Genomic DNA, 25,384 nt, shown 5'->3' with positions numbered 1-25,384 from the left:
GTTCTGTACTCAGGGACGGGCTCGAACACCCCAGCGGCTACCAAACTGCACGGGCCGGTCTGGCTACCTTTACGGCCGTCAAACTCTACCGCGACGGTCTGGATGGAAGATACAAGCGGCTGCGCCGCTTCCCCCTTCTCTCTACGCGCTTCGCGCTACGGGAAGGGGGACGACGCCCGCGCGGCGGGGCGGCCCTTGCGCGGCGTCTGCTGGTCTGGGCCGTGCCGGTTTCATGGGCCGTGGGTGGGGATCGCTGATGTAAGCGGCCGCGCTTCCTACAATCGCGGCCATGCAACCTTCCGACACCTCCGCGCCGCCCGCCACACCCTACGAGTGGCTCGGCGGCGAGCCCGCCGTGCGCCAACTGGTGGACCGCTTCTATGACCTGATGGACTTGGAGCCCGCTTACGCCGAATTGCGCGCCGCCCACGGCAGCACGCTCGACGACGCGCGCGACAAGCTGTTTTGGTTTCTCTGCGGCTGGCTTGGCGGGCCTGACCATTACCAAGAGCGCTTCGGCCACCCGCGGCTGCGTGCGCGCCACTTGCCGTTTTCCATCGGCATCAAGGAGCGCGACCAGTGGGTGGCCTGCATGGACCAGGCCATGGCCGAGACCCAGGTGCCGCCCGACCTGCGCGCGCGCCTGAACCAGAGTTTCATGAACACCGCCGACTGGATGCGCAACCGCGGCGGCTGAACCCCACAGAGGAGGCAATGATGTCGATGACCACATGGCTGGTATTGGGCGGCTTGGCGCTGGTGGTGGCCTGGGCCGTGGCGGTATACAACCGCCTCGTCACCCTGCGCAACCGCATCGCCAACGCCTACGGGCAGATTGACGTGCAGCTCAAGCGCCGCTATGACCTGGTGCCCAACCTGGTGGAAGTGGCGCGCGGCTACCTGCAGCACGAGGCCGCCACGCTGCAGGCCGTGATCCAGGCGCGCGGCCAGGCGCAGGGCGCCGCCGACGCCGCGCGCGCCGCCCCCAGCGCCGCGCACCTGGGGGCGCTGGCCGCCGCCGAGGGCGCGCTGGGTGCCGGCCTGGGCCGCCTGCTGGCCGTGGCCGAGAGCTACCCCGAACTCAAGGCCGATGCCGCCATGCGCCAGCTCTCCGAAGAGCTGGCCAGCACGGAGAACCGCCTGGGCTTTGCGCGCCAGGCCTACAACGACCAGGTGCTTGAATTCAACGACGAAGCCACCCAGTTCCCGGCGCTCATCGTGGCGCGGCTGCTGGGCTTCGCCGCCGCGCCCATGCTCGAAGCCACGCGCAGCGCGCAGGAGCGCGAGGCGCCCGCAGTGCGCTTCTGAGCCCAGGCATGCGCTTTTGGGACCGGCAGAACGCTGCGCGCGCGGAAACGCGCCGCTTGCTGCTCGCCTTCGCCCTGGCCGTGCTGCTGCTGGTGGCCGGGGTGCACGGCGCGTTGACCCTGGCCTGGCTGCTGATGGCGGCGCTGCTGCCGTGGCACCTGCCGTACCCGGCCGGGTTCCTCACGGCCAACGTGGGCGTGTCGCTGCTGCTGGTGCTGGGCGGCTGGTGGGTGGAGACCTCGAACCTGCGCGCGGGCGGCGTGAAGCTGGCGCGGCGCGTGGGCGCGCGCGAGGCGCGCCCGGGCGTGTCGCATGCCGAGCAGCGCCTGTGCAACGTGGTGGACGAGCTGTGCATCGCCGCGCACATGCCGCGCCCCCAGATCATGGTGCTGCCGCGTGCCGACGCCATCAACGCTTTTGCCGCGGGCTGGGACGCCGAGGATGCGGTGCTTGCCGTCACGCAGGGGGCGCTGCAGTACCTCACGCGCGAGGAACTGCAAGGCATGGTGGCGCACGAGCTGAGCCACCTTCACGAGGGCGACACGCGCCTGAAGATGCGCCTGGCCGGCATGGTCTATGGGCTGGAGCTGGTCTACCACTTCGGGGACACGGTGCGCGAGCGTCCTGGACTGGCCTGGTGGTTTGGCAGCGCCATCATGCTGGCGGGCAGCGCTGGCTGGCTGGCCGGGCGCCTGCTCAAGGCGGCGGTGTCGCGCCAGCGCGAGTACCTGGCCGACGCCCGCGCCGTGCAATGGACGCGCAGCCGCGACGGCCTGGGCGGCGTGCTGCGCAAGGTGATGACCCAGCGCAGCGAGGCCGCGCGCCTGCGCCTGCCGGCTGCGGCCCACGGAGGGCTGGCGCACCCGGCAGTGCAGCACATGCTGCTGGTCGAGGCGCCGGATGAAGACCGCTTCTCGCGCCTCCTCGACAGCCACCCGAGCCTGCAAGAGCGCGTGCGCCACATCTACGGCCGTGGCATGCCACCCCTGCCCGTGCAGCCGCTGCAGGACGCGCCCGAGCCCGCGCACCGGGGGGCGCCGGCCCCTGGCGCTGTGCCCCTGGCCGCGCGGTTCGATCCCTACGCTTAGAGCCTGTTCACGATCTTTTCCTAATGCCTTTTGCGGGGCAACCCTTCGGGCAAGGCTGCAAAAAGCCGCTACTGCGTCGTTGCGCACCTTGTCCAGGCCACCAGCATGGCCTGCGGTGTGCGCCTAGATTGCGGCTTTTTGCTGCTTTGCGGGCACTATGAAAAGATCGTGAACAGGCTCTTAGCGCGTGAACGGTTCCAAAGACGGTTTCCCCTGGGGGCCGGCGGGTGGCGACGCAGGTGCGCACAGGGGCCATCGTTTTTTGTGCGGCCTGCCGGGCGTTGTGCGTCACGGTGCTGTCAAAACGGCTTCAGACACTGGGGCCTTTACACCATGACAGGCCTATTCGCATGTTCGACAGAACGCTTCACCATGACTTCCTGGTTTCCCACCGCTTGAGGCTAGCCGCGCTTGCCAGCTCGGTTGCGCTGGCTGCCTGTGGCGGCGGCAGCGACGACGCCACCAGCCAGAGTGCGACCGCCACGCTGGCGGTGCTGGAGACGACGGACTTGCACTTCAACGTGCGCAGCTACGACTATTTCAAGCTCGCCGAGGACAAGAGCTACGGCTTCGAGCGCACGGCCACGCTGGTGCGCGCCGCGCGCAAGGAGTTCGCCAACACGCTGCTTGTGGACAATGGCGACACCATCCAGGGCACGGCACTGGCCGACTACGAGGCCACCGTCAATCCCATTGCGTGCACACAGCAGTTGTCCATGTACAAGGCCATGGGTGCACTGGGCTTTGATGCCGGAACGCTGGGCAATCACGAGTTCAACTATGGCCTGCCGTTCCTGAACCAGGTGCTGGGCGGTGGCCTTGACGTGGACGGCGTGGATGCCACCAAGAAGTGTGCCGGTGCGGGCTACCCGGCCGTGCTGGCCAACGTGTACAGCAGCAAGACCCGCAAGCCGCTGGTGCAGCCCTACACCATCCTGGAGCGCAAGATCATCGCCACCAGCAGCGATGGCAAGAGCGTGACCCTGCCAATCAAGGTGGGCGTGATCGGCTTCACCACGCCCGGCATCATGAATTGGGACAAGCGCTACCTTGAAGGCAAGGTTTATACCGAGGGCGCCGTGGAGTCCGCCACCAAGTACGTGCCCGAGCTGCGCGCCAAGGGCGCCGACGTCGTGGTCGCGCTGCTGCATGGCGGCCTCGACAGCGGCGCCTACTCGCCCACCATGGAGAACCCGGGCCTGTACGTCTCCAAGGTTCCCGGTATCGATGCCATGGTCATGGGCCACCAGCACAGTGTCTTTCCCGATACGGCCGCGACGCCGGCTTTCTCGCAGCCTGGCGTGGACAACAAGGCGGGCACCATCAACGGCGTGCCCGCCGTCATGGCCAGCTCCTGGGGCAAAGCGCTGGGCGTGATCCAGCTGTCACTGCAGTGGGATGGCAAGGCCTGGGCCGTGAACAAGGGCGCGAGCAAGAGCGAGTTGCGCAACATCCAGACCGGCAAGGACGCCGCGGGCAAGGCCGTCTACGTGGACGCCGACCCGGCCGTGGCACCACTGATCGAGTCGCAGCACCAGGCCGCGATCCAGTACGTGAAGACGCCCATCGGCAACACGGACTTCCGCATGAGCACGCTGTTCGCCGACGTGGGTGACCCCGGTGCGATCCAGATCGTGAACCAGGCCCAGCGCGACTATGTTGCCGCCTATATCCAGGCCAACCTGCCGCAGCACAAGGACCTGCCCGTGCTGTCGGTGAGTGCGCCGTTCAAGTCGGGCTTCCAGGGGGGCGCCGACTACACCGACGTGGCGGCCGGCCCGCTGGCGATCTACAACGCGGCCGACCTGTACCTGTACCCGAACACGGTCTATGCCGTGAAGGTCAACGGCGCCGACATCAAAGGCTGGCTCGAGGCCGCCGCCAAGCGCTTCAACCAGATCGATCCGGCCAAGACCGGCGAGCAGCAGCTCATCAGCACCTTCCCAGGCTACAACTTCGACATGTTCACCACGGCCGACGTGCAGTACGAGATCGACGTGACGCAGCCCGTGGGTAGCCGCATCAAGAATTTGACCTATCTCGGCAAGCCCATCGACGCGGCCAAGGTGTTCGTCATTGCCACGAACAACTACCGCGCCACGAGCGGCAAGAGCTTCATCGACAAGCTCGACGGCTCGGGCACGATCTGGGCCTCGCCCGACGCAAACCGCGACGTGGTGATCGACTACGTGCGCAGGAACGCGAACGTCACCCGTGCCGCCAACGGCGCGGCCAAGAGCTGGCGCTTCACCCAGGTCAAGACGGCAGGCGATGTGGTGTTCAGCTCGGGCGCCAATGCCTTGAGTGTTGCCCAGGCGGCAGGCCTCACCAACGTCTCGCTGCTTGCGGCCGACGATGGCTCGGGCAAGGGCACGTCCAAGTACAAGCTGGATCTGTCCAAGTAAGCCTGCGCGCCTGTGTGCCAGCGGGCCGGAGAGCCTGCTTGCGGCGCACAGCGTTCACAGGGGCCAAGCCGCGCGGTGCAGGGGCACCCGCGGCGCGCACATCACGCCGCCGGCTGCACAAGGTTGCGCTGCGCACGCTGGCAGATGCGGCGGGTGGCGGGGTGCGGGGCCTGCGCCAACCACTGGGTGCACAGGTGGCGTACCCAGTCGGGCTGGTCCTTGGCGGCGTCGTTGAGCCAGTTGGCCACCGAATCCTGCACATAGGCCGAGGCGTCGGCGCGCAGCGGCGCCAGCAGGGGCAGACCCCGCGCAGGGTCCTGCTTGAGCGCTGCAATGTGCGCGCACCACACGCCGCGCGGGCGCAGCGCTTCGCTGGCAAAGCGGCGCACGCGCTCCGACGGTGCGGCCGTCCAGGGCACGAGGGCGGCAATGGCCGCATCCAGCTCCTGCGCCAGGTGCGGGCGCACGGCCATCCATGCCCATTCGCGCACGCCGAAGTGCGGGTCGTCGGCCAGCGGGGCAATGGCAGCCAGCCGCGCTGCGGCCGCCAGTCCAGGTTGCGCACCGACCATGAAACAGGCCCAGCCGCGCACCGTGTCGGCGCTGTGGGCCTGGCAGCGCGCCAGGCCGGCCGGGCCGAGTTCCTGCCACAGCAGCGCACCCAGGCCGGCCATGCGCTGGGCGATGCCTTTTTGGCACACGGCATCGGCCGCGCGCAGGGCCGCGGGCGGCAGTTCGGGGAACACCGTGCGCAGCAGCAGGCCCTGGTCCAGGGCCAGTCCTTCGGCCAGGGTGGCGGTGGGCAGCGTGCCGCGCGACAGCGCTTGCAGCACCTCGGCGGGAATGTCACTGGCGCGCGTGGCGCCCTTGCGGGGTGGGGTGTTGTGCATGTCAGTTATCCATGGCGCCACGCGCCGTCTAGAGCCCATGAAACCAGGGCGGCCCAAGCCAGCGGCTGCCGCGCAAGGGCCGCGGCGCAGCCACTCAGGGGGCGTTTCACTCCAGGCGCGTTGCGACCTTGTCCAGCAGCCGGGCGAGCTGCGTGCGCTCGGCCGCGTCCAGTGCGCCGAACAGGCTGGCGATCCAGTGCCCGTGCTGCGCGAAAACTGCCTGTGCCACCTGCCGGCCCCGGGGCGTCAGGCAGATGCGCAGCGCGCGGCGGTCGCTGGCGTCGGCCTGGCGCGCCACCAGGGCCTCGCGTTCCAACCCGTCGAGCAGGCCGGTGACGGTGGCCCGGCTCACGCCTGCCTGCTGCGCAAGCACGGCGGGGGCCAGCCCGTCGGGCGCTGCGTCGAGCAGGAAGAGCAGCACGAAGCGCCCCTCGGACAGCCCGTGGGGCGCCAGCAGCGCAGCGCAGTCGCGGTCGATGGCGGCCGCCAGGGACAGCGCCTGGAAGCACAGGCGGATGCCGTCCACGTCCGGGAGCTGGCGCCGCTGGGCTTCGTCCAGCAAGGCCTGGTATTTCTGTGCGAGCTGCATGATTTTTTGTGGCTAATAGTTAGCTGGCTAATTATATGGGTGCTTCTTTGGTGTTTTTACTCCTGAAAAAATAGCTGCTAGCGCTTTCTGTAAAAGGGCTGGAGGCCGATTTGGCTTGATTTTTCCGTGCGCTGCTACGGTGCCGCCACACGCAGCTTGCCCGGCTGCAGCAGCACCACCAACGCGCCGGCGCCGCCATCCATGGGCCGGGCCTGCACGAAGGCCAGCACTTCCTTCTTCTGCACCAGCCAGGCCTGTACGCGGCCCTTGAGCACAGGCGTTTTGCCGGGCGAGCCCAGGCCCTTGCCGTGGATGATGCGCACGCAGCGCAGGCCGGTGCGGTGCGCCAGGCGGATGAATTCGCCCAGCGCCTCGCGCGCGTCGTCGCGGCGCAGGCCGTGCAGGTCGAGCTGGCGCTGGATGCTCCAGTGCCCGCCGCGCAGCTTGCGTGTCACGTCTACGCCGATACCGGGGCGGCGAAAACTGAGCTGGTCGTCCACGTCCAGCAGGGTGCTCACGTCGAACTCGTCGCTCATGGCCTCGCGCAGCACGTTTTGTTCGTCCTGCACGCGCTGAAGCGGCTTCGGGTCGGGGGGCGCTGGCGGGGCGCTGTGGCGGTTGGCGCCGCCCTTGAGCGGCTGCACCGGCCCCACGCTGTGGGCAAACAGGTGGCGTTCGCGTGCGGCGCGCTGCGCGGCCTCGCGCGCAGCCTGGGCGCGGGCGGCTTCCTGCGCAGCGGCTTCGGCCAGGGCGCGGCGCAGGGGCTGGAGTTCGGCGAAGGAGCGGGCGGTGGCTCTCATGGCGTGCGGTTTGTACCGCATCGCCCATGCCCATCGCCCGGCGCCTGGTATTGCGCGGCGATGAACTGCGTGACCTGTGCCGGATTGAAGTTGTTGTCGCTCACGAAGACCAGCACGCAGCCGCCATCGGGCAGCGGCGGGCCCCAGGTCATGCCTTCGATGTTGTCGACCAGTCCCAGGCCGAGCTGGGCGAAGTCAGCCACCAGCGTCTTGGCGGCGGGGCGGTAGGCGCCGGGGGCCAGGGCCGGCAGCGCCAGGGTGTCGCTGCCGTCGCGCGTGTCGATGCGGTACAGCCGCACGTGAAAGCCCGCGCCGACGCTGTAGGCGCGCTCCAGCACCAGCAGGTGGTGGGGGCCGTCGGCGAGGATCTCGCTCACCCCCACCATTTGCGGCCCCATGGGCAGGCGGCGTGCGTGGGGCACCGCGTCGGGTTGGTAGGCGATTTGGCGCAGCACGGCGCCGCTGGCCACGTCGAGCGCGGTGAAGCGCACGGGCCCGCCTGGCGCGGCAGGGGTGGGCAGGGGGCCGTCCTGCCACCAGGGCAGCTCCATGGCCAGCCAGGCGGTTTGCCCGCCCGGGGCCAGTGCCAGGCCTTCGAGCGTGCCGTTGGCGCGCGGGCCCTGGCGCTCGCGCGGCGCGGGGGTGAAGGCGTCGGGCAGCACGTAGTCGCGCAGCGCGGTGCCGTCGCCCCAGCGGCTGGCGCGCAGCTGCGGGCCGAAGCCGCGCGTGAAGTCGCCCTCGCTGGTCCACAGGAAGGCGGTGCCGCCGGGCAGCCAGCGCACGGCCTCGGCGTCGGGCACGTCCACACCTTCGAGCGGGCGGTGGGCCGGGCCGAAGCGCTGGCCGCTGGCGTGCAGCAGGAAGGTGACGCCGGTGAACTCGGGCGCCTCCAGCTGCGTGGCGCTGTAGCGCAGGCGTGCGGTGTAGACGCGTGCCGGGTCGTGCGTGGCGCGGTCGTCGCTCACCAGCAGGTAGCGGTCGTGCGTGGCGTCGTAGTCGATGCCTGAGAGTCCGCCCACCTGGGTGCCTGCGTACTGCACGCCATAGTCCAGCGCAGCGCTGCCGATCAGGCGCAGCCAGGGGGCGCCCTGCGGCGCGGTGGCTGCGGGGGGCTGGGGGGGCGCCGCCGTGGGCAGGGGCGCGCAGGCAGTGAGCAGGGCCAGCACGCACAGCGCGGCCAGGCGGGGCTGGGGGTGGGTCATAGCAATCCTTGTGCGGACATGGAGAGTGCGGCGCCCGGGGCGACGATGACGTGGTCCAGCACGCGTACGTCCACCAGCGCCAGCGCGGCTTTCAGGGTCTGCGTGAGCGCCTCGTCGGCGCGGCTGGGCTGCACGCTGCCGCTGGGGTGGTTGTGCGCCAGTACCACGGCGGCAGCCTGGTGGTGCAGCGCGCGCAGCACCACTTCGCGCGGGTAGACCGAGGTTTGCGTGAGCGTGCCGCGAAACAGCTCCTCCATGGCCAGGAGCCGGTTCTGGCTGTCGAGAAAAAGCACCGCGAACACTTCGTGCCCCTTGGCGGCCAGGTGCAGCTGCAGGTAGTCCAGCATGGCGCGGGGGGAGTCGAGCACCGCGCGCTCGCGCAGTTGCTGGGCCAGGGCGCGGCGTGCCAGCTCCAGCACGGCCGCCAACTCGGCGCGCTTGGCGTTGCCGCCCAGGCCCTTGAAGTGGCGCAGGGCCTGCACGTCGGTGTGCAGCAGTCCGGCGATGCCGCCGAAGTGCGCCAGCAGCTCTTGCGCCATTTGCAGCACGCCGCGCCCGGCGGTGCCGGTGCGCAGCACGATGGCCAGCAGCTCGGCGTCGGCCAGGGCGGCGGGGCCGCGCGCCAGCAGCTTCTCGCGCGGCTGGGCGTCCGGGGGCAGGTCTTTGAGGGGCATGGGCGCTCCGCGCTCGGGCAGTGGGGATATCCCCGGGGTTTTTACAATGCGCGGCAGTTTATCGGCACGGCTCGCCAGGCCGTGCTCCGCCCCACGAGGAATTCCCATGACAGCCAACTCCACCCCCGCCGTCGTCCAGAACGGTTCGTTCCTGACCTTGCACTACCGCCTGGCCGGGCCGCAGGGCGACGTGATCAACACCTTCAACGACAAGCCGGCGACGCTGTCGCTGGGCGCGGGCGAGCTGTCGCCCGCGGTTGAGCAGCGTTTGCTCGGGCTGTCGGAAGGCGAGCGCGTGTCGTTCGACCTGCTGGCGGGCGAGGCCTTCGGCGAGCGCAACCCCGAGATGCAGCAGTGGGTGGCGCGCAAGCTGCTCAACGACTTCGGCGACCCGGATGAGCAGTACCACGTGGGTGACGTGGTGCAGTTCCCCACGCCCGACGGCCAGGGCAGCTACGCCGGCGCCGTGGTGCAGGTGCGCGAGGATGGGGCCGTGCTGTTCGACTTCAACCACCCGCTGGCAGGCCAGCCGGTGACGTTCGAGGTGCAGATCATCGGTGTTCTGTGATGGGCCAGCCTCCGAAGGCCATGCAGGAAGTGCTGCTCGCCGAGCCGCGCGGTTTTTGTGCGGGGGTGGACCGCGCCATTGAGATCGTGGAGCGCGCGCTGGCCAAGTTCGGCGCGCCCATCTACGTGCGCCATGAGATCGTGCACAACACCTATGTGGTGAACGACCTGAAGGCCAAGGGCGCGATCTTCATCGAAGAGCTGGACGATGTGCCGCCGGGCGCGACGCTGGTGTTCTCGGCCCATGGCGTGAGCCAGGCGGTGCAGCGCGAGGCCCAGGCGCGCGGCTTCACTATCTTTGACGCCACCTGCCCGTTGGTGACCAAGGTGCACGTCGAGGTGGCCAAGCTCGCCAAGGAAGGCTACGAGTTCATCATGATCGGCCACAAGGGCCACCCCGAAGTCGAGGGCACCATGGGGCAGCTCGACCACGGCATCCATCTGGTGGAGGACGTGGCCGATGTGGCCCGGGTGCAGCCCGCGCAGACCGAAAAGCTCGCCGTGGTCACCCAGACCACGCTCAGCGTGGACGATGCCGCCGAAATCACGGCCGCGGTGCGCGCGCGCTTTCCGCGCATCCGCGAGCCCAAGCAGCAAGACATCTGCTACGCCACGCAGAACCGCCAGGACGCGGTCAAGCTCCTGTCCTCCCAGGTGGATCTGGTCATCGTCGTGGGTAGCCCGACCAGCTCTAACAGCAACCGCCTGCGCGAACTGGCGGCGCGCCTGGGCACCACGGCGTACATGGTGGACGCGGCCGATGAGCTGCGCCCCGAGTGGTTCACCGGCATCGCGCGCGTGGGGCTGACGGCTGGCGCCTCTGCCCCCGAGGTGTTGGTGCAGGCGGTGATCGCGCGCATCAAGGCACTGGGCGCCGTTTCGGTGCGCAGCATGGACGGCATCGAAGAGACGGTGAAGTTCCCCCTGCCCAAGGGGCTGAAGACCAGCGCTGCCTGAGCACCAGGCGCTGAAGCACTCTTTATTTGATAGCTGCTAGCGCTTGCTGGACAAGCGCTAGCAGCTATTTTTATTCCTATTTTCCATTCCCTGATTGCCAACAGGGCTGGCGCAGCCGTGCCCAGGCTGAGGCTTGAGGCGCAGCGGGAAGTTTATTTGGTAAATAAGATAGAAATGATAAAATTTGCGAATTGATGTAATTTTTATCGCTTTCTCCCGTCGAGAGATTCGTATGTTGTTTCGCCATTTGAAAATCAGTACCCGTCTGGCCCTAGGTTTTGCCCTGCTCATCGCAACGATGCTGACCATAGTGGTCGTGGGGCTGCTGCAGCTCGGCAGCCTGCTCGAAACCAACCGCCAGATCATTGAGAGTGACTGGGTCAAAGTCCAGGCGGCGAACACGCTCAGCACCATCGCGCAAGCGAACGCGCGCCGCACCATTGAGGTTTATGTGGCCGAGACCGACGCCCAGCGTGCGCAAAAGCGCGCCGAAATCCTGTCGGCCCGCGAGACCTTTGTGCAGTCTTTCAAGACGTTGCAAGAACTGGTGCACCGCCCTGAGGGCAGGCAGTTACTGGGCGAGGTGGAGGCTGCGCGCAACCGTTACCTCACCTCGATGGCGACGTTCAACGAACTGTTGGACGGGGGGCGCAAACAAGAGGCTTTTGCCGAGCTGCAGGGCCACATACAGGTGGAATTGGCAACGATGCAGGACCGCCTGGATCGCCTGGCCAAGCTGGAGCAGCAACTGGCCACCGAGGCTGGCGCCCGTGCCACGGAGGAGGCGCAGTTCGCGCGGGGGCTGTTGCTCGCCCTGGGGGCGGGTGGCCTGCTGGCCGGGCTGCTGCTGGCGCTGTGGATCACGCGCTCCATCACCGCCCCGCTGCGCCAGGCCGTGCGCGTGGCCCAGGCGGTGTCGGGTGGTGACCTGGGCAGCACGATCGAAGTGCACAGCCAGGATGAAACTGGCCAGTTGCTGCAGGCCCTGAAGCAAATGCAGGAAAGCCTGGTGCAGGTGGTGTGCAAGGTGCGCGAGGGCTCGGAGAGCGTTGCCACCGCCAGTGCGCAGATTGCCCAGGGCAACCAGGATCTATCGGCGCGCACGGAGGGCCAGGCCAGCGCGCTGCAGGAAACGGCCGCGTCGATGGAGCAGCTCAACTCCACCGTGCGCCAGAACGCCGACAACGCGCGCCAGGCCAACCAGCTGGCACAAAGCGCCTCTTCGGTGGCCGCCCAGGGAGGCGAGGTGGTGGCCGATGTGGTGCGCACCATGCAGGAGATCAACGACAGTGCACGCAGAATCTCCGACATCATCCAGGTGATCGACGGCATCGCCTTCCAGACCAACATCCTGGCGCTCAATGCCGCCGTGGAAGCGGCCCGGGCGGGAGAGCAGGGCCGGGGGTTCGCGGTCGTGGCGTCCGAGGTGCGTGCGCTGGCCGGGCGCAGCGCCGAGGCGGCCCGGGAGATCCGGGGTTTGATCGGCAACAGCGTGGACCGCGTGGATGCAGGCTCGGCGCTGGTGAACCGCGCTGGCGAGACGATGGCCGAGGTGGTACATGCCATTGGCCGGGTGACCGACATCATGGGCGAAATCAGCGCCGCCAGCACCGAGCAGAGCCAGGGCGTGGACCAGGTCAACGAAGCGGTGACGCAGATGGACCACGCCACGCAGCAGAACGCCGCCCTGGTGGAGGAAATGGCGGCTGCCGCCGCCAGCCTGAACGGCCAGGCGCAGGAACTGGTGCAGACCGTGGCCGTTTTTGACCTCGGGCATGCTGGTGCCAGGGGCACACGCCCGACCACTGGCGGCCCGGGGCCTGTGCCCAAGGCGGGCGTGCCAGCGGTAGCCAAGGCATTGCAGCGCCCGAAGGCGGCCTCGCCCGAGGCGGTGGTCGCGCCCAAGAAGGCTGCGGCACCCCAGGCTGTGGCGGTGACGCCAGCGCTTGGCGCGGCGGGGGATTGGGAAAGCTTCTGAGAACCCTTGTAAGTGCGGGTGTCCCTGCACCCGCTGCACGCTTTGCCCTGTTTCGCGCAGGGGGCCAGGAAATGGCGCAATGACTCTAGACACACCTTCCCTGATGCTCACCAACACCTTGCTGACCGCCACCTTGGCGGTATGCCTGGCGCTGGTGGCGCGGCGTGACCGCGCCGATGGTTTGTTCTACTGGGGGCTGGCGCTCACGGCGCACTGCGCTGCGTACGTGCTGTACATGCTGCGCGGGCAGGTCAGCGACTGGTTTTCCGTGGTGCTGGCCAACATGTCGCTGGTCAGTGCCTTTGCGCTCATGCAGGAGGGGCTTTACCAGTTCCAGGGGCGCAAGGCGCCGCGCTGGAGGCTATGGCTGCCTGTGTTGGCGCTGGGGGTGCTATTTGCGCTGCTGCTTGGCAATATCCATGCCCGCGTCGTGGTGCTGGCCTGTGTGCTGTGCCTGCAGTTCGCGCAGTTTGCCGTGGCGATGGGCCAGCGTTGGGCCGAGACGCCGGGGCGTGGCAAGTTTTTCGTGATGGCGGGCATCGCCATGTCGGCGCTGGCCTTGGTGGTGCGTGCGGTGGCGGTGGTCATGGGGCAGCTGGCCATGGGCTCCATTACCGACTCGGGCCTCCTGCAGACACTGGTCTTCGCCATGGCGGCGGTGGCCATGATCCTTGTCAACTTCGGCATCGTGGTGATGATCAAGGAGCGCGCCGATGCACGCAACCATACGCTCGCCTTCATGGATGAACTGACCGGGCTGCATAACCGGCGCCATGTGCTGCTGGCGCTGGAGCAGCAAATCGCCTGGGCCTGCAGGGCGCGGCAGCCGCTGTCGCTGCTCCTGCTGGATGTGGATTTCTTCAAGCGCATCAACGATACCCTGGGCCACCTCAGCGGTGACCAGGTGCTGCGTGATCTGGGGGCGGGCCTGCGCAGCCATCTGCGCGCCTGCGATATTGCGGGGCGCTGGGGCGGCGAGGAGTTCATCGTCGTGCTTCCCGGTACCGACGCCGCCGGGGCCGCCACCCTGGCGGAGCGGCTGCGTGGCGCGGTGGAGGCCAAGTGCTTTGTGATGCCCGATGGCACAGCGTTGACGGTGACCGTGAGCATCGGTCTGCACACACTGTACCCCGTGCCTGTGGATGCCACGGCCGACAGCCTGCTTGGGCTGGCTGACCGTGCGTTGTACCGTGCCAAGGCGCTGGGGCGCAATCGCGTGGAGGTGGCGTAAGTACGCGGGGGCGCGTTGCCGCCGCTGACGATCGGGGCTTAGCCGCGCGGAGGCGGCGTGTGCTGTGCCATGAAGGCGCGCAGCTGTTGACGCAGCCGCTGCCAGCCGTTGCGCATCGCCTCGGTGGCGCCAGCGGCCGCGTGCGCTTCGATCTCGCGTGCTTCCTGGGCCGCATGGGGCTGGCCCAGCATGGCCAGCACCGACTTGAGACTGTGGGCCACACGCTGCAGGGCTGGTGCGTCGTGGGCACGTGCAGCAGCGTCGCCTTGCGCCAGATCGTTGCCAAACTGGGCCAGGCAGCTTGCCAGGTAAGCCTGGTAGAGGCCGTGGCCACCGCCGAAGAACGCCATCACCGGGTCTTGGGCAGGCGCTTCTGGTGCTGGTGCGGGGGGCAGGTCAGCGGCCAGCGGATCGGCCTGCAGGGTGCCCTGCAATGCCTCGCGCACGGTGTCGAACAGCAATCCAACGCCCACGGGCTTGGCCAGCACCCGCCAGGCGCCCTGGCTTTGCAGATGGCGGCGCAGGGCCGCATCGTCCACTCCACCGCTGAAGACGACGATGCGGCAAGCTGCGTTGTCCTGCGTGGGCAGCGATGCCAGCAGTTCCTGGCCCGACCCGTCAGGCAGCGCCAAGTCCATCAACACGAGCTGAACGGGCGTGTGTTCGAGCAGCGCACGGGCTTCAGCCAGCGTGCCGCAGGGCAGCAGCTGCAAGGGCAGGCGTTCAAGCGCCAGGGCTACGAAGCGGCGTACCGCCGGGTCGTCCTCAAGCAAAAGTACGCGGGGCGGGGCCATGGCGGTTTCAGCCGGAGCCTTCGAGGCAGGCCTTGAGCAGACGGGGCAGCTCTTGCACCATTTGCGGCTTGTGCACCACGGGCAGGCCGGTCAGCGCGAAGGCATACACCCCGCGCTGGGCTTCGTCCAGTGAGGTTACGACGATCAGGCGACTGCGCTGGAATTGGGGGTGCGAGCGCAGCCGGGCGATCAGCGTGGCACCGTCGATGCCGGGCAGCAGGATGTCTACCAGGAGCACGTCGGGCTGCAGCTCGCCGGCCATGGCCAGGCCGACGAAGCCGTCTTCCGCCACATGCAGGTCCACGTGTGGGAAGTTGTGGGCCACCAGCAGGCGTACCAGGTTCTGAAAATGCGCGGAATCCTCAATCAGCAGAACGCGCGGGCGACGTAGCGCTAGCGCGTTGGCATCTTTGCCGGGGCTGGAGGGCTTGGGCGCGCCGGCCGTGGCTGTCGGCTGGGCTGTCACGGCTGCCGCCGCTGTAGGGTGGCTTTGGTGACTTTCTAGCCATTGTTGAACCGAGGCACGCGTGATACGGCGATGGCCGCCGGGCGTCTTCCAAGCCTGAAGCTCGCCACGATCCACCATGAGCTGCACCGAACGCACGGCCAGCCCGAGTGCTTGCGCCACGTCGCGCGTACTGCACTCTTCGGGGAGGGTGTTGAGCAAATTTGTTTCCATTGCGGGCAAATTTTATCAATAAAAGGGCAAATATGATAAATTCGATAGGTAACAAACTGTGGGGTTTCCACCATGAGCAAGCGCATCCTGATCGTCGAAGACCATGCGGACATTCGCAAGCTGGTTCGCCTGACCTTGGAGTTCGAGGATTATGAAATCCACGAGGCCGGCAATGCTGACGAGGGGCTGGAGGCGGTGCGGCGGCTGCGCCCGGATCTGTTGCTGTTGGACGTCATGATGCCGGGCAAGCTGAATGGGCTGGATTTGTGCCGCCTGGTCAAAACCGACCTGTCGCTCGGCCGGCCTCAGGTGGTGCTGCTGACGGCGCGTGGGCAGAGCCAAGACGTGGAGGCAGGCATGAATGCGGGCGCTGATGCCTACCTGCTCAAGCCTTTCAGTCCGCTCAAGCTGATCGCAACCATTGACACACTGGGCGCGCAGTCCTCGGAGCTGTCATGACGCTGCCCTCCGATGCGGCCACGCAGTTCGACCCCGCCGCGGCCGAACAGATGGAAAAGATCATTTGCGACCTGGGCCGTATGTACCACGAGCGCAACGAGGCGCTGCAGGAGGTGGCACGCGCCCACCATGAGGCCTTGTTCCAGCTGGCCATGGCGGCTGAATACAAGGACGACGACACCGGCGTGCACATCGTGCGCATTGGCTTTCTGGCTGAAGCGCTGGCGCTGTACCTGGGCCAGTCCCGCTCTTATGCGCTGCTGCTGCGCAAGGCTGCGCCAATGCACGACGTGGGCAAGATCGGTATTCCCGACAGCGTGCTGAAGAAGCCCGGTGCCCTCACGCCCGAGGAGCGCCAAGTGATGAACCGTCACGCGATCATCGGCGCGGACATCCTGGGCAAGTCGCGCATCGCACTGTTTCAGCTGGCCGCAGAGGTGGCGCTTACGCACCATGAGCGCTGGGATGGTCATGGCTATCCGCGGCAGCTCGCGGGCAACGCTATCCCCCTGTCAGGGCGGATTGTCAGCGTCGTTGATTTCTATGACGCGCTTACCATGGATCGCGTCTACCGGCCTGCCTTGCCACACGAGCAGGCGCTGGAGATGCTGCAGGCGCAGCGCGGCAAAGCGTTCGACCCGGCGATCGTGGACTGTTTCATGCGCCACAGCACCGAGCTGCTGGCCTTGCGCCTGAGCATTACCGAGTGCCGCATGAATTTTGCCGATCTGGTGCAGGCGGAGCAGCGCGCACCATGAAGGATGTTTGCTTTTCTTGGGCTAGGCGCGTGGTGTTGCCGTGCCTGATGGCGCTGTGGGCCTGCCTGGCTGGCTCGCAGGCGCACGCGGGTGAGGTGCTTGCGCGCGTGCGTGCTCAAGGCGAGTTGAAGGTGTGTATCTGGCCTGCCTACCAAGGCATTACTTGGCGTGACCCGCGCTCGGGCCGTCTTGCGGGACTGGATATCGAGATGGCTGAGGCGTTGGGGTCGGATTTGCATCTGCCGGTGGTGTTCGTGGATTCATCTTTTCCTGCGCTGGTGCCCGATCTTCTGGGTAATCGTTGCGACGTGGCCATGTTCGGTATCGCCATGGTGCCCGGACGCACGGAGAAGCTGGCATTCACTGCGCCTTATCTGCACAGCGACATCCATGCCATCAGCCTGCGCACCAGCCGCATGGTGCGGCAGTGGACTGACATCGACCAGCCCGGGGTGCTCGTTGGCGTGCAGGCGGGTACGTACATGGAGTCGGTGATGCGCGAGCGCTTGCGCCATGCCAGCCTGGTGGTCATCACACCGCCACTCACGCGCGAGCGCGAGCTCTTAGCAGGCCGTATTGACGTTTTTATGACGGACTATCCCTACGGCCATGCAGTGGTCGAGAACGTGGATTGGGCTGCCTTGATTGCGCCATCCCGGACTTTCCACGTACAGCCCTATGCTTACGCGAGCAAGCCTGGCGACGCCGAGTGGCTGGCCACGCTCAACGCTTTTGTGGCCCGTGTACGCCAGGATGGCCGCTTGGCCGCAGCGGCCAAGCGCCATGGCCTCGAATCCATCACCTTGCCCTGATGCTGCCCATGCCTTCGTTTTTTCTGCGCTGCGTGCGCCTGCTGCAGTTGCCGCACCGTCGTGTGCTGGCGGTGGGGGGGGCGCTGATCCTGTGCGTACTCGCCGGTACGATGGTGCTGATGTGGCGCGGGCTGGACGACATGAAGCAGCGCGACCAGCAGCGGCTTGAATTGATGGCGAGCGTGCTCGACGCGCATGTCGGCCAAGTCTTCGAGGTCGGCGGCCAGGCGTTGGACAACCTCGCCAACAGCCTGCTGCAGGCGCCTGACGCGCTTGATCGGCTCGAAGCGCAGCAGCAGTATTACCTGCAGAGCCTGCCGTTCCTGCGCAGCCTGGCGCTGGTGAGCGAGGAGGGCCGGGTGCTGGTCTCGACCCAGCTGGCGGACCGGGGCGGGCAGGTGGATCTGCAGCGCCTGGTGACCCAGCCCGTGCGGGGTGAGCGGATGGCCATCGGCCCATGGACACCTGGCCGTACCCTGACGGAAAAAACGTCTCCAGGCACGTCCTCGCGCCTGGGTTTCATTCCGCTGCTGCGCCGTGTGCAACTGCCGAACGGGCGCCATGTACTGCTTGTGGCGCAGTTCAGCCCTGACGCGCTGGCGCAGTACCAGCAGCAGTTGCTGGACTTGAACTCTCCTGACACGCGGGTCTATCTGGCCCTGGATGATGGCCGCCTGCTCAGCCATGTGGGCCATGACGCGCTGGTGCAGGGCGCTAGCCTGGACGGGCATGTCTACTTCCGCATGAAAGCGGCGCGCAAGGGCATCTATGGACCGGTGCAGACCCTTGGCGAGCGCAGTCTGGGGGCGTGGCAACGTGCAGCCAGCCAGCCGTTGGTCAGCCTGGTGGAGCAGCCCTACGCCTCGACCCTGCGGCGCTGGCTTCTTTCCCTGCGGGGCCCGCTGACCTTCATGGCGCTGGCGCTGGTGCTGATCGGAGTGATGACCTTCAGCGCTTGGCGCAGTGCGCGCGCGCGCGCAATCGCACGGCGCGAGCGCGACGAGGCGCTGCAGGAGATCGCGCGGCGCGAGCATGAGCTGTCGGTGCTGTTCAAGAGCGTGCAGGACTTGATCTTCCGCACCGACCCGCAGGGTACCCTGCGTTTCGTCAACGCGCGCTGGCAGGCGATGACGCAGCAAACCCCTGAATCGGCCAGGGGCCGGCACTTGCGCGACATGGTGCTGCCCGAGTGTCGCGAGAGGATCGAGGCACTGTTCGCCCCCCGGCGGCCGCCGGGTGTGCGCACCGCACAGGCACAGCTTATGGGGGCCAATGGCGAAATCCGGGTGCTCGATATCTCGGTGGTGCCTCTGCTGGCGCGCGATGGGCGACTGCGCGGGTTTGCCGGCAGCGCCGCTGACGTCACCACGCTGCTCGCCACGCAGATGCACCTGCAAGAGCAACTGGCCTTCAGCAGCCAGTTGCTGGAGTCGAATCCGCTACCCGTCTGCCTGACCGACCTGGAAGGCCATTTCCTTATGGTCAACCAAGCCTGGGAGCACTTCATGGGTCTGTCGCGCGACCAGGTGCTTGGACGACACAACCGCGACTTCTTGCCGCCGCAGGAGGCGCAGGCCTATGACGCGCACAGCGACGAGTTGCTGCGCGTTGGGGGGCAGATACGCTACGAGGAGCGCCTGCATCGCCCCGATGGCAGCGTGCGCGACGTGCAGGTGACCAAAGTGCGCCTGCTGTCCCACCAGGGCGAGCCGATGGGCCTGCTGATCGTGAAGATGGACATCACTGACTACCTTGCAGCACGCGACCTGGCCGAGCAGGCGTCGCGTACACAGAGTGAATTCGTCGCCAATATCAGCCATGAGCTGCGCACGCCGCTGCAGTCCATCCTGGGCTTTTCCGAGCTGGGCATGCTGCGCGGCCGTCAGCACGAAAAGCTGGCGGCAATGTTTGGGGACATCCATGCCGCTGGGCAGCGCATGCTGGAGCTGGTCAACGACCTGCTCGATATGTCCAAAATCGATAGCACGGTGGGTGCCTTCCATTTCGAGCCCCATGACGTGCGCGACATCATCGAGGCGGTGGCCGCCGAACTGGCGTCCCAGTTGCAGGGGAAACAATTGACTCTGAATCTGCAGTTGGGTCGCCTGCCCCTGGAAGCGAAGGTTGACCCGGTGCGTTTTGCCCAGGTGATCCGCAACGTGCTGGCGAACGCCGTGAAGTTCTCGCCCGAGGGGCGGGCCATCCAGATCAGTGCCGGTTTGTCGGATGACGTCACCATCCATATCGCGGTACGCGACCAAGGGCCGGGTATTCCGCCGACGGAGCTGGAGGCCGTGTTCCAGGCCTTCGTGCAATCGAGCAAGACCCGAGACGGATCGGGTGGCACGGGCCTTGGATTGGCGATCTGCCAGAAGATCGTCACCGCGCATGGTGGGCACATCCATGCGGCGAATGCACCCGGCGGCGGCGCGATTTTCCACATCACCCTGCCCACTGCGGGCTATACCGACACCATGCCGGCAGCGTTGCAATGAAATCCGTCGCGTATTGGCGCCGCTGGCAGCGCGGTCCGGGGAGCATCTACTGGGTCTTCGCCTGCGCTTTCAGTGCCCTGGTGCTCCTGGGCGGCTGGGCGGCTATTGCCGGGCTGCTGCGCTGGCAGTGGCAAGAGACGCTACAGGCAGAGATGCGGCAGAACACCAACACGGCCCTGGCCTTGAAAGAGCACACGCTGCGCATCCTCGATACGGTAGACCAGGCCATGCTGCGGCTGGGGCGGGGCGTAGAGGCTGCCGGTTTTGACAGCCGGGAGGTTGTACGCATCGCCAACGAAACGGGCATGGTGCCGCATATCCTGACCCAGCTCTCGTTCGTCGGCAGCGACGGGCGGTTCGTTGGCAGCAACCTTGACCCGGATGGAACGCGCAGCCAGCATGTGAACTTGATGGAGCGTGACCACATCCGTGTGCATTTGGCGCCCGTTGTCTCCTCGCAGCCGCCGCCAGGCATGTTGCACGCTGGTTTGTTCATCAGCCAGGCGCTGCGCGGCAAGGTGTCTGGGGTCTGGGCCATCCAGATGTCGCGCAAAGTTGTTTCAGCCGATGGCCGGACGCTGGGCGTGGTGGTGGCGTCGCTGAACCAGAGCCATTTCACCGACGTGTACCGTGGCGTAGAGCTGGGTAGCCAGGGGGGCGTGGTGCTCGCGGGGCTGGATGGCGTGGTACGGGTTCGCGTCATTGGCGGCGCAAGTACACCGACCGACATGTGGTTGCCAGAATCCTTGGTGCGCATATTGCGAACGCAGGATCATGGGGCGACCTTGTCGGCGTCTTCCGATAGGCTGGAGCGCGTCATTGGCTATAGCCGCATTGGTGCCTACCCATTGGCCGTGCTGAGCGGTACTTCGTTGGAGGAGGCGTTTGCCTCGTGGCGGGCCACCCGCAACATCGGGCTGCTGCTTTCTGCCCTGCTTACGGTTGCTGTCGTGGCTTTTGTCTCTGTATTCCTGGGCAGTGTTCAGCGGCTGGCGCGCAGCCACGCCGCGCTTCAACGCAGTGAGGCGCATGCGCAGCGCGCCAATCAAGCCAAGAGCGAGTTCCTGGCGGCTATGTCACACGAGCTACGCACACCGTTGACCAGCATACGGGGGTTTGCTGAGCTAATGGAGTTGCGTAGCAGCGAGGCACGGGTGCGCGAGCAATCGGGCTTGATCCGCCAGGCGGCGGAGCACTTGAATGCTCTGCTGACCGAGATTCTGGACTTGGCCAAGATCGAGGCAGGCGCGATGCCGATCCACATGGAGCCGGTAGCGCTGAAGCCACTGTTGCGCGAGGTTACGGAGCTGTTCCGTGTCAGTGCGGTTTCCAAGGGGCTGGCGCTGCACCTGAGTGTTGCTGCCCAAGTGCCCGCCACGCTGGAGACTGACCGGCTCAAGCTCAAGCAGATGATCAACAACCTGTTGTCCAATGCGATCAAATTCACTGCCGAGGGCAGCATCAGCCTTGAGGCAGAGCTTGCGCCGGATGCGCGCCATGTTCGGATCCATGTGCGCGATACAGGTGCAGGCATTCCCGTGGAGCAGCAGGCCCGAATCTTCGAGAAATTCAGCCAGGGTAATGCGCAGATCAGCTACGAGCATGGAGGAACTGGGCTGGGCCTGTCGCTGTCGCGCGCATTGGCTGAACTGGTTGGGGGACAGTTGACGCTGGAGTCGCAGGTGGGCAAGGGATCCACGTTCACCATCACACTGCCCTTGCCTTCGGCCGCCTAGATTCTTTGTGCTGGGCGTGGGCCGCTCCAGAGATCCAGCGGTGGGTCGGTGGCCACGGCGCGCAGGATATCGGTGCGTGAAACGAAGCCTTCGAGTTGGCCTGCGGCATCGGTCACGGGCAGTCCGGGCAAGTCTGCATCGATCAGCACGCGAGCGACCCGGCGTAGTTCGGTACCGCTGTCCACTGTGGGAACTGGGCTGACCATCACCTCAGCAGCGGTGCGTTGCGCCAGTGCCTGGTGGAGCGTGTCGGGCGCCGGGAGTAGTTCCAGTGGCGCCATGTCGACTCGCAGGAGCAGGCCGACGACCTGCCCTTGGGGGGTGATTACTGGCGCCTGGCCGAGGTTGCGCTCGGCCAAGCGTTGCCATGCTTCGCCAATCGGCATGTCGGGAGGTATGGTGAGCATGTTTCGGCTCATGACGTCACGCACATGGGTCAGTGGCTGCCGTCGTTCTTGCGGCCCCTGTGCTGTCTGGTTGTATGCGGCCACCGCGTCCTGTGCCAGCGGCCGGGTGGCAGGGCCTTGCGGCGGCGGAAAAACCGGCACAGGACTGGTTTCCTCAATGTTGGCGCTTTGCATTTGCACCGAGCGTGTGCGTTGCAGGCGCCGCACGGGCCCCACTTGGGCAAGCTGGTCAGCACTGCCCCGGAACATCTGGCCACCTGGGCCGAACACAAAGAACATGCCCCCTCCTTGATGCGCCTCCCGGCGTGGCAGGCCATGGCTATGGTACCGGCTGCGGTGTGCCACCTCTAGAATTGCATCCTATGCTAGACATCCTTCTCCTTCGCAAAGACCTTGCTTCCACCATCGCACGGCTGGAAACCCGCAAGAAGCCTCAATCCTTCCTGAATGTTGACGCGTTTCAGTCACTTGAGTCAGAGCGCAAGACCATTCAGACGCGAACGGAGGAGCTGCAGTCCCAGCGCAACCAGTTGTCTAAGCAGATTGGCATGCTCATGGGCAAGGGGGAGAGAGAAGCCGCCGAGGCTGCGAAGGCCCAGGTCAGTGCGATCAAGGACGAGTTGGATGGCTCCGCGAATCGCCTGGATCAGATTCAAGCCGAATTGCAGGCCATGCTGGTGGCTGTCCCTAACCTGCCGCACATGAGCGTTCCGGTAGGTTCGGATGAAGCGGGCAATGTAGAGGTGCGGCGCTGGGGTACGCCTAAGGCTTTCGATTTTGCTGCCAAGGACCATGTCGATCTGGGTGAGCCGCTGGGGCTCGATTTCGACATGGGTGTAAAGCTTTCCGGGTCGCGCTTCACAGTGATGAAGGGCGCTATCGCGCGCTTGCACCGTGCCTTGGCGCAGTTCATGCTCGATACCCAGACGGGGGCGCATGGATATACCGAATGTTATGTGCCCTACGTGGTCAATGCCGATTCACTCAAGGGCACGGGCCAGTTGCCCAAGTTCGAAGGCGATCTGTTCGCAGCCAAAAAAGGCGGCCAAGATGGTGAACCAGTGCCCGACAATGCTGCCCTGTACCTCATCCCCACCAGCGAAGTTCCATTGACCAACTTGGTGCGTGATGTGGTGCTGCAGGAGACAGAGCTGCCTATCAAACTCACGGCACACACCCCATGTTTCCGTTCCGAGGCAGGTAGCTATGGCCGCGATACGCGCGGCATGATCCGTCAGCACCAGTTCGACAAAGTCGAGATGGTGCAAATCGTCCACCCCGATAAGAGCTATGACGCGTTGGAGGAGATGACGGGCCATGCGGAAGCCATTCTTCAAAAGCTGGAGCTTCCTTACCGGGTCGTGAGTCTGTGCACGGGGGATATGGGCTTTGGCGCGGCGAAGACCTATGACTTGGAAGTGTGGCTGCCAGCCCAAGCGACCTACAGGGAAATCAGCTCAGTGAGTAATTGTGAGGCTTTCCAGGCGCGTCGCATGCAGGCTCGCTTCAAGAATGCTCAGGGGAAAAATGAGCTTGTGCATACGCTCAATGGGTCGGGCTTGGCGGTAGGCCGTACGTTGGTAGCCGTTCTGGAAAATCACCAGAACGCCGACGGCAGCATCACGGTGCCACAGGTACTGCGGCCTTATATGGGCGGGGTCGAAGTGCTCAAGCCTTGAAAGCTAGGAGCGGCCAAATTGCAGATGTGTCGCTAGCTTTGGCCTGCGGTAGAGGTGACGCAATGGCCGCATGTAACTGACGCCGCATCAGGCATGGTGGCAACCTAGCGAAGGCCTGGAGCCACCTCACTGCGAGTGCTCATGTCAGACGGGCCCGTGCGGCCCGTTTTGCATTGCTGGCTCCTGTTGTATCCATCACGGCTACGCGCGACCTGGGGGCGCCTTGCCGGTTTGTATCGCATCAGTCGGGTAAGGCCAAGCAGTGGGATTGTTCAGGCGCATGTTGTGGTCAAATCAGGGATTACCCTTAGATTTGAGACAATGATCGTTCGTGAGCGGCCATCTGGGCTTCGTCTGTTCCTCGTGCTGCGAGGCTCGGTCCTGCAGCGTATTCGGCTCACTCTGCTGCTCAATATCCTGCTCGCGACCTTGGTCACGATCGTTCACGGAAACCTGTTCAGTATCAAGATCACGCTCACGGCAATACCGTTCACATTGATAGGATTGCCGCTGGCTATTTTTTTGGGGTTTCGCAATACGACGGCCTATGACCGCTATTGGGAGGCACGAAAGCTGTGGGGGGAAATCGTTCATCGAGCACGCTCCCTGTCTCGCCAGTGCCAAGGCTTCCTACAGATTCCAGATCCCATTGACTCGACGCATCGCGAAACGGATGCGCGCGTGCGCATGGTTCACCGGACGATTGCCTTTGTGCATGCGCTGCGTCTGCAACTGCGCAACCAACGTGACGAAGCCCCTTTGCAAAAATGGCTGACCTGTGCCGAGTTCGCGTCCGTGCGCGCGGCGCAGGATCCTACGAGCACCCTCATGCTCCACATGGGGCGGGACCTGGGGGCTTGTGTGCGCTCTGGTCAGATAGATCCTTGCCTGGCAGCAACGATGGACGCCACCCTGTCGTCGCTGACTGCATCCGCGGCATCCTGCGAGCGCATCAAAAATACGCCAATCCCGTTTTCATACACCTTGTTGCTGCACCGGACGGCATACATGTACTGTTTCTTGCTGCCCTTCGGTCTGGTCGATACCACCGGCTTCATGACCCCCTTTGTCGTGGGAATCGTCGCCTATACCTTCTTTGGTCTCGACGCTTTGGGCGACGAGATTGAGGAACCCTTTGGTTTGGAGAGCAATGATTTGCCCCTGGATACTTTGTGCCGGGCGATTGAGATCAATCTGTGTGAGTCCTTGGGTGAGAAGGACTTGCCCCTGCCTCTGCAGGCTACAAATTTTCAGTTGACTTAGAGGCGGGTAGCTCTGAGGGTTGCTGTTAACCTTGCTATACTCTCGGCTTCGATTCACAGGAGAGGTGGCAGAGTGGTCGAATGTACCTGACTCGAAATCAGGCGTAGTGGCAACACTACCGTGGGTTCGAATCCCACCCTCTCCGCCAGCACAAAGGAAACCACGCTATCAAATTGATAGCGTGGTTTTTCTTTTTCCGTCGCTTGTAGGCAATCTGTAGGCAAGTTGCCCGAATGCAGCGCCAGCGGCAGGCGCAAGAAAGCCCCACGGGCGGGGGCTTCGTAACTTCGGCATTTCAAACGCGGAAGGGTGCAATCTCAAGTTGCAGCCCCTTGAACGGGGTCAACACAGTAAGCGTCGCCTCAACACCCTCTTGACGAGGATGACAGCGGATAGTCAAACGTCCAGGACGTGGCGCAGCAGGGCGAAGCCGACGCGCCAATGGGTGCCATCGCCAGGGTCGATGGTGGCGGTGCGGCTGTTGATGCGCACGATGATGCCCACCACGGTCTGCAGGTACTTGTCCTCAAAGGCCACCTTTTCGCCACAGCGGAAGTCGTTGCGTGTCGGTCGCGTTGGGGCGGGCGGCTCTGGCTCCACCGCTTGAGGAGGT

23 protein-coding genes, 1 tRNA gene and 2 pseudogenes are annotated in these 25,384 nt (G+C 65.7%); 17 read left to right on the top strand and 9 right to left on the bottom strand.

The annotated features are described in order from the left end of the window. The 5 genes and pseudogenes from BN2503_RS21050 to BN2503_RS16030 all read left to right on the top strand — a co-directional run. Window positions 1-257, top strand: a pseudogene (locus BN2503_RS21050) (hypothetical protein); the annotation flags it as partial. A 32-nt stretch (window positions 258-289) separates the two neighbouring features. Further along, the gene (locus BN2503_RS16045; protein ID WP_054257646.1) at window positions 290-697 is read left to right on the top strand and encodes a group II truncated hemoglobin; all 408 of its coding nucleotides are present in this window, start codon (window positions 290-292) and stop codon (window positions 695-697) included. Between the two features lie 20 nt (window positions 698-717). Further along, window positions 718-1,308, top strand: coding sequence for a LemA family protein (locus BN2503_RS16040; RefSeq protein ID WP_054257647.1), 591 nt, complete (start codon window positions 718-720; stop codon window positions 1,306-1,308). An 8-nt stretch (window positions 1,309-1,316) separates the two neighbouring features. Beyond that, window positions 1,317-2,396, top strand: coding sequence for a M48 family metalloprotease (locus BN2503_RS16035; RefSeq protein WP_054257645.1), 1,080 nt, complete (start codon window positions 1,317-1,319; stop codon window positions 2,394-2,396). A gap of 350 nt (window positions 2,397-2,746) precedes the next feature. Then, window positions 2,747-4,801, top strand: a complete 2,055-nt coding sequence (locus BN2503_RS16030; RefSeq protein WP_054257644.1) for a bifunctional 2',3'-cyclic-nucleotide 2'-phosphodiesterase/3'-nucleotidase — start codon at window positions 2,747-2,749, stop codon at window positions 4,799-4,801. Window positions 4,802-4,902: 101 nt separating this feature from the next. Here the strand turns inward: BN2503_RS16030 and BN2503_RS16025 are convergent, their stop codons facing one another. The 5 genes from BN2503_RS16025 to radC all read right to left on the bottom strand — a co-directional run bounded on the left by BN2503_RS16025 (window position 4,903) and on the right by radC (window position 8,956). After that, window positions 4,903-5,691 carry a hypothetical protein gene (locus BN2503_RS16025; RefSeq protein ID WP_054257643.1) on the bottom strand — a complete coding sequence of 263 codons (789 nt, stop codon included), beginning with the start codon at window positions 5,689-5,691 and terminating at the stop codon, window positions 4,903-4,905. A gap of 106 nt (window positions 5,692-5,797) precedes the next feature. Next, on the bottom strand, window positions 5,798-6,280 hold the full coding sequence (locus BN2503_RS16020) for a MarR family winged helix-turn-helix transcriptional regulator (protein ID WP_054257642.1): 483 nt from the start codon (window positions 6,278-6,280) through the stop codon (window positions 5,798-5,800). A 134-nt stretch (window positions 6,281-6,414) separates the two neighbouring features. Further along, complete coding sequence (locus tag BN2503_RS16015) at window positions 6,415-7,080, bottom strand: Smr/MutS family protein (RefSeq protein ID WP_054257641.1); 666 nt, start codon at window positions 7,078-7,080, stop codon at window positions 6,415-6,417. Next, on the bottom strand, window positions 7,077-8,282 hold the full coding sequence (locus BN2503_RS16010; protein ID WP_054257640.1) for an esterase-like activity of phytase family protein: 1,206 nt from the start codon (window positions 8,280-8,282) through the stop codon (window positions 7,077-7,079). Before BN2503_RS16010 ends, BN2503_RS16015 begins: the two co-directional genes overlap by 4 nt. Beyond that, a complete protein-coding gene (gene radC / locus BN2503_RS16005) occupies window positions 8,279-8,956 on the bottom strand; it encodes a RadC family protein (RefSeq protein WP_054257639.1) in 678 nt (225 codons plus the stop codon). The genes BN2503_RS16010 and radC overlap by 4 nt, the downstream gene beginning before the upstream one ends. 106 nt (window positions 8,957-9,062) lie before the next feature. Here radC and BN2503_RS16000 point away from each other — a divergent pair, with 106 nt between their 5' ends. The 4 genes from BN2503_RS16000 to BN2503_RS15985 all read left to right on the top strand — a co-directional run bounded on the left by BN2503_RS16000 (window position 9,063) and on the right by BN2503_RS15985 (window position 13,689). Beyond that, complete coding sequence (locus tag BN2503_RS16000; protein WP_054257638.1) at window positions 9,063-9,524, top strand: FKBP-type peptidyl-prolyl cis-trans isomerase; 462 nt, start codon at window positions 9,063-9,065, stop codon at window positions 9,522-9,524. Then, on the top strand, window positions 9,524-10,480 hold the full coding sequence (ispH, locus tag BN2503_RS15995) for a 4-hydroxy-3-methylbut-2-enyl diphosphate reductase (RefSeq protein WP_054257637.1): 957 nt from the start codon (window positions 9,524-9,526) through the stop codon (window positions 10,478-10,480). The genes BN2503_RS16000 and ispH overlap by 1 nt, the downstream gene beginning before the upstream one ends. Before the next feature lie 232 nt (window positions 10,481-10,712). After that, a complete protein-coding gene (locus BN2503_RS15990; protein WP_054257636.1) occupies window positions 10,713-12,458 on the top strand; it encodes a methyl-accepting chemotaxis protein in 1,746 nt (581 codons plus the stop codon). A gap of 103 nt (window positions 12,459-12,561) precedes the next feature. Continuing rightward, window positions 12,562-13,689 carry a GGDEF domain-containing protein gene (locus BN2503_RS15985; RefSeq protein WP_054257635.1) on the top strand — a complete coding sequence of 376 codons (1,128 nt, stop codon included), beginning with the start codon at window positions 12,562-12,564 and terminating at the stop codon, window positions 13,687-13,689. A 38-nt stretch (window positions 13,690-13,727) separates the two neighbouring features. Here BN2503_RS15985 and BN2503_RS15980 read toward each other — a convergent pair whose 3' ends face one another. Both BN2503_RS15980 and BN2503_RS15975 read right to left on the bottom strand, forming a co-directional pair. Continuing rightward, a complete protein-coding gene (locus BN2503_RS15980) occupies window positions 13,728-14,483 on the bottom strand; it encodes a response regulator (protein ID WP_074930401.1) in 756 nt (251 codons plus the stop codon). 7 nt (window positions 14,484-14,490) lie between these two features. After that, on the bottom strand, window positions 14,491-15,162 hold the full coding sequence (locus tag BN2503_RS15975; RefSeq protein ID WP_054257633.1) for a response regulator: 672 nt from the start codon (window positions 15,160-15,162) through the stop codon (window positions 14,491-14,493). Between the two features lie 72 nt (window positions 15,163-15,234). Here BN2503_RS15975 and BN2503_RS15970 point away from each other — a divergent pair, with 72 nt between their 5' ends. The 5 genes from BN2503_RS15970 to BN2503_RS15950 are packed head-to-tail and all read left to right on the top strand — an operon-like array spanning window position 15,235 to window position 21,422. Next, window positions 15,235-15,621: a response regulator transcription factor gene (locus BN2503_RS15970; protein ID WP_054257632.1), complete on the top strand. Its 387-nt coding sequence runs from the start codon at window positions 15,235-15,237 to the stop codon at window positions 15,619-15,621. Further along, window positions 15,618-16,379 carry an HD-GYP domain-containing protein gene (locus BN2503_RS15965; protein WP_054257631.1) on the top strand — a complete coding sequence of 254 codons (762 nt, stop codon included), beginning with the start codon at window positions 15,618-15,620 and terminating at the stop codon, window positions 16,377-16,379. The genes BN2503_RS15970 and BN2503_RS15965 overlap by 4 nt, the downstream gene beginning before the upstream one ends. A 29-nt stretch (window positions 16,380-16,408) precedes the next feature. Then, entirely contained in the window at window positions 16,409-17,191 is a 783-nt protein-coding gene (locus BN2503_RS15960) for an ABC transporter substrate-binding protein (protein WP_233495104.1), read from the top strand. Window positions 17,192-17,199: 8 nt separating this feature from the next. Then, the gene (locus tag BN2503_RS15955) at window positions 17,200-19,686 is read left to right on the top strand and encodes a PAS domain S-box protein (protein ID WP_074930402.1); all 2,487 of its coding nucleotides are present in this window, start codon (window positions 17,200-17,202) and stop codon (window positions 19,684-19,686) included. Then, window positions 19,683-21,422 carry a sensor histidine kinase gene (locus BN2503_RS15950; RefSeq protein WP_054257628.1) on the top strand — a complete coding sequence of 580 codons (1,740 nt, stop codon included), beginning with the start codon at window positions 19,683-19,685 and terminating at the stop codon, window positions 21,420-21,422. The genes BN2503_RS15955 and BN2503_RS15950 overlap by 4 nt, the downstream gene beginning before the upstream one ends. On the opposite strand, the gene BN2503_RS15945 is transcribed toward BN2503_RS15950, so the two are convergent. Then, window positions 21,419-22,108: a CBS domain-containing protein gene (locus BN2503_RS15945; RefSeq protein WP_054257627.1), complete on the bottom strand. Its 690-nt coding sequence runs from the start codon at window positions 22,106-22,108 to the stop codon at window positions 21,419-21,421. The genes BN2503_RS15950 and BN2503_RS15945 overlap by 4 nt on opposite strands. Before the next feature lie 83 nt (window positions 22,109-22,191). Between BN2503_RS15945 and serS the strand changes: the two genes are divergently transcribed. The 3 genes from serS (at window position 22,192) to BN2503_RS15930 (ending at window position 24,919) form a co-directional block, all read left to right on the top strand. Beyond that, on the top strand, window positions 22,192-23,508 hold the full coding sequence (gene serS / locus BN2503_RS15940; protein ID WP_054257626.1) for a serine--tRNA ligase: 1,317 nt from the start codon (window positions 22,192-22,194) through the stop codon (window positions 23,506-23,508). A gap of 321 nt (window positions 23,509-23,829) precedes the next feature. Next, on the top strand, window positions 23,830-24,771 hold the full coding sequence (locus tag BN2503_RS15935; protein WP_054257625.1) for a bestrophin family protein: 942 nt from the start codon (window positions 23,830-23,832) through the stop codon (window positions 24,769-24,771). Window positions 24,772-24,829: 58 nt separating this feature from the next. Further along, window positions 24,830-24,919: transfer RNA gene (locus tag BN2503_RS15930), tRNA-Ser, on the top strand. Between the two features lie 248 nt (window positions 24,920-25,167). On the opposite strand, the pseudogene BN2503_RS15925 reads toward BN2503_RS15930, so the two are convergent. Beyond that, window positions 25,168-25,384 (bottom strand): annotated as a pseudogene (locus tag BN2503_RS15925) (hypothetical protein); the annotation flags it as partial.

Origin of the sequence: Paenacidovorax caeni (genome assembly GCF_001298675.1) — a bacterium.
GTDB lineage: Bacteria > Pseudomonadota > Gammaproteobacteria > Burkholderiales > Burkholderiaceae_C > Paenacidovorax > Paenacidovorax caeni.
This window is presented reverse-complemented; position numbering and strand designations above follow the sequence as displayed.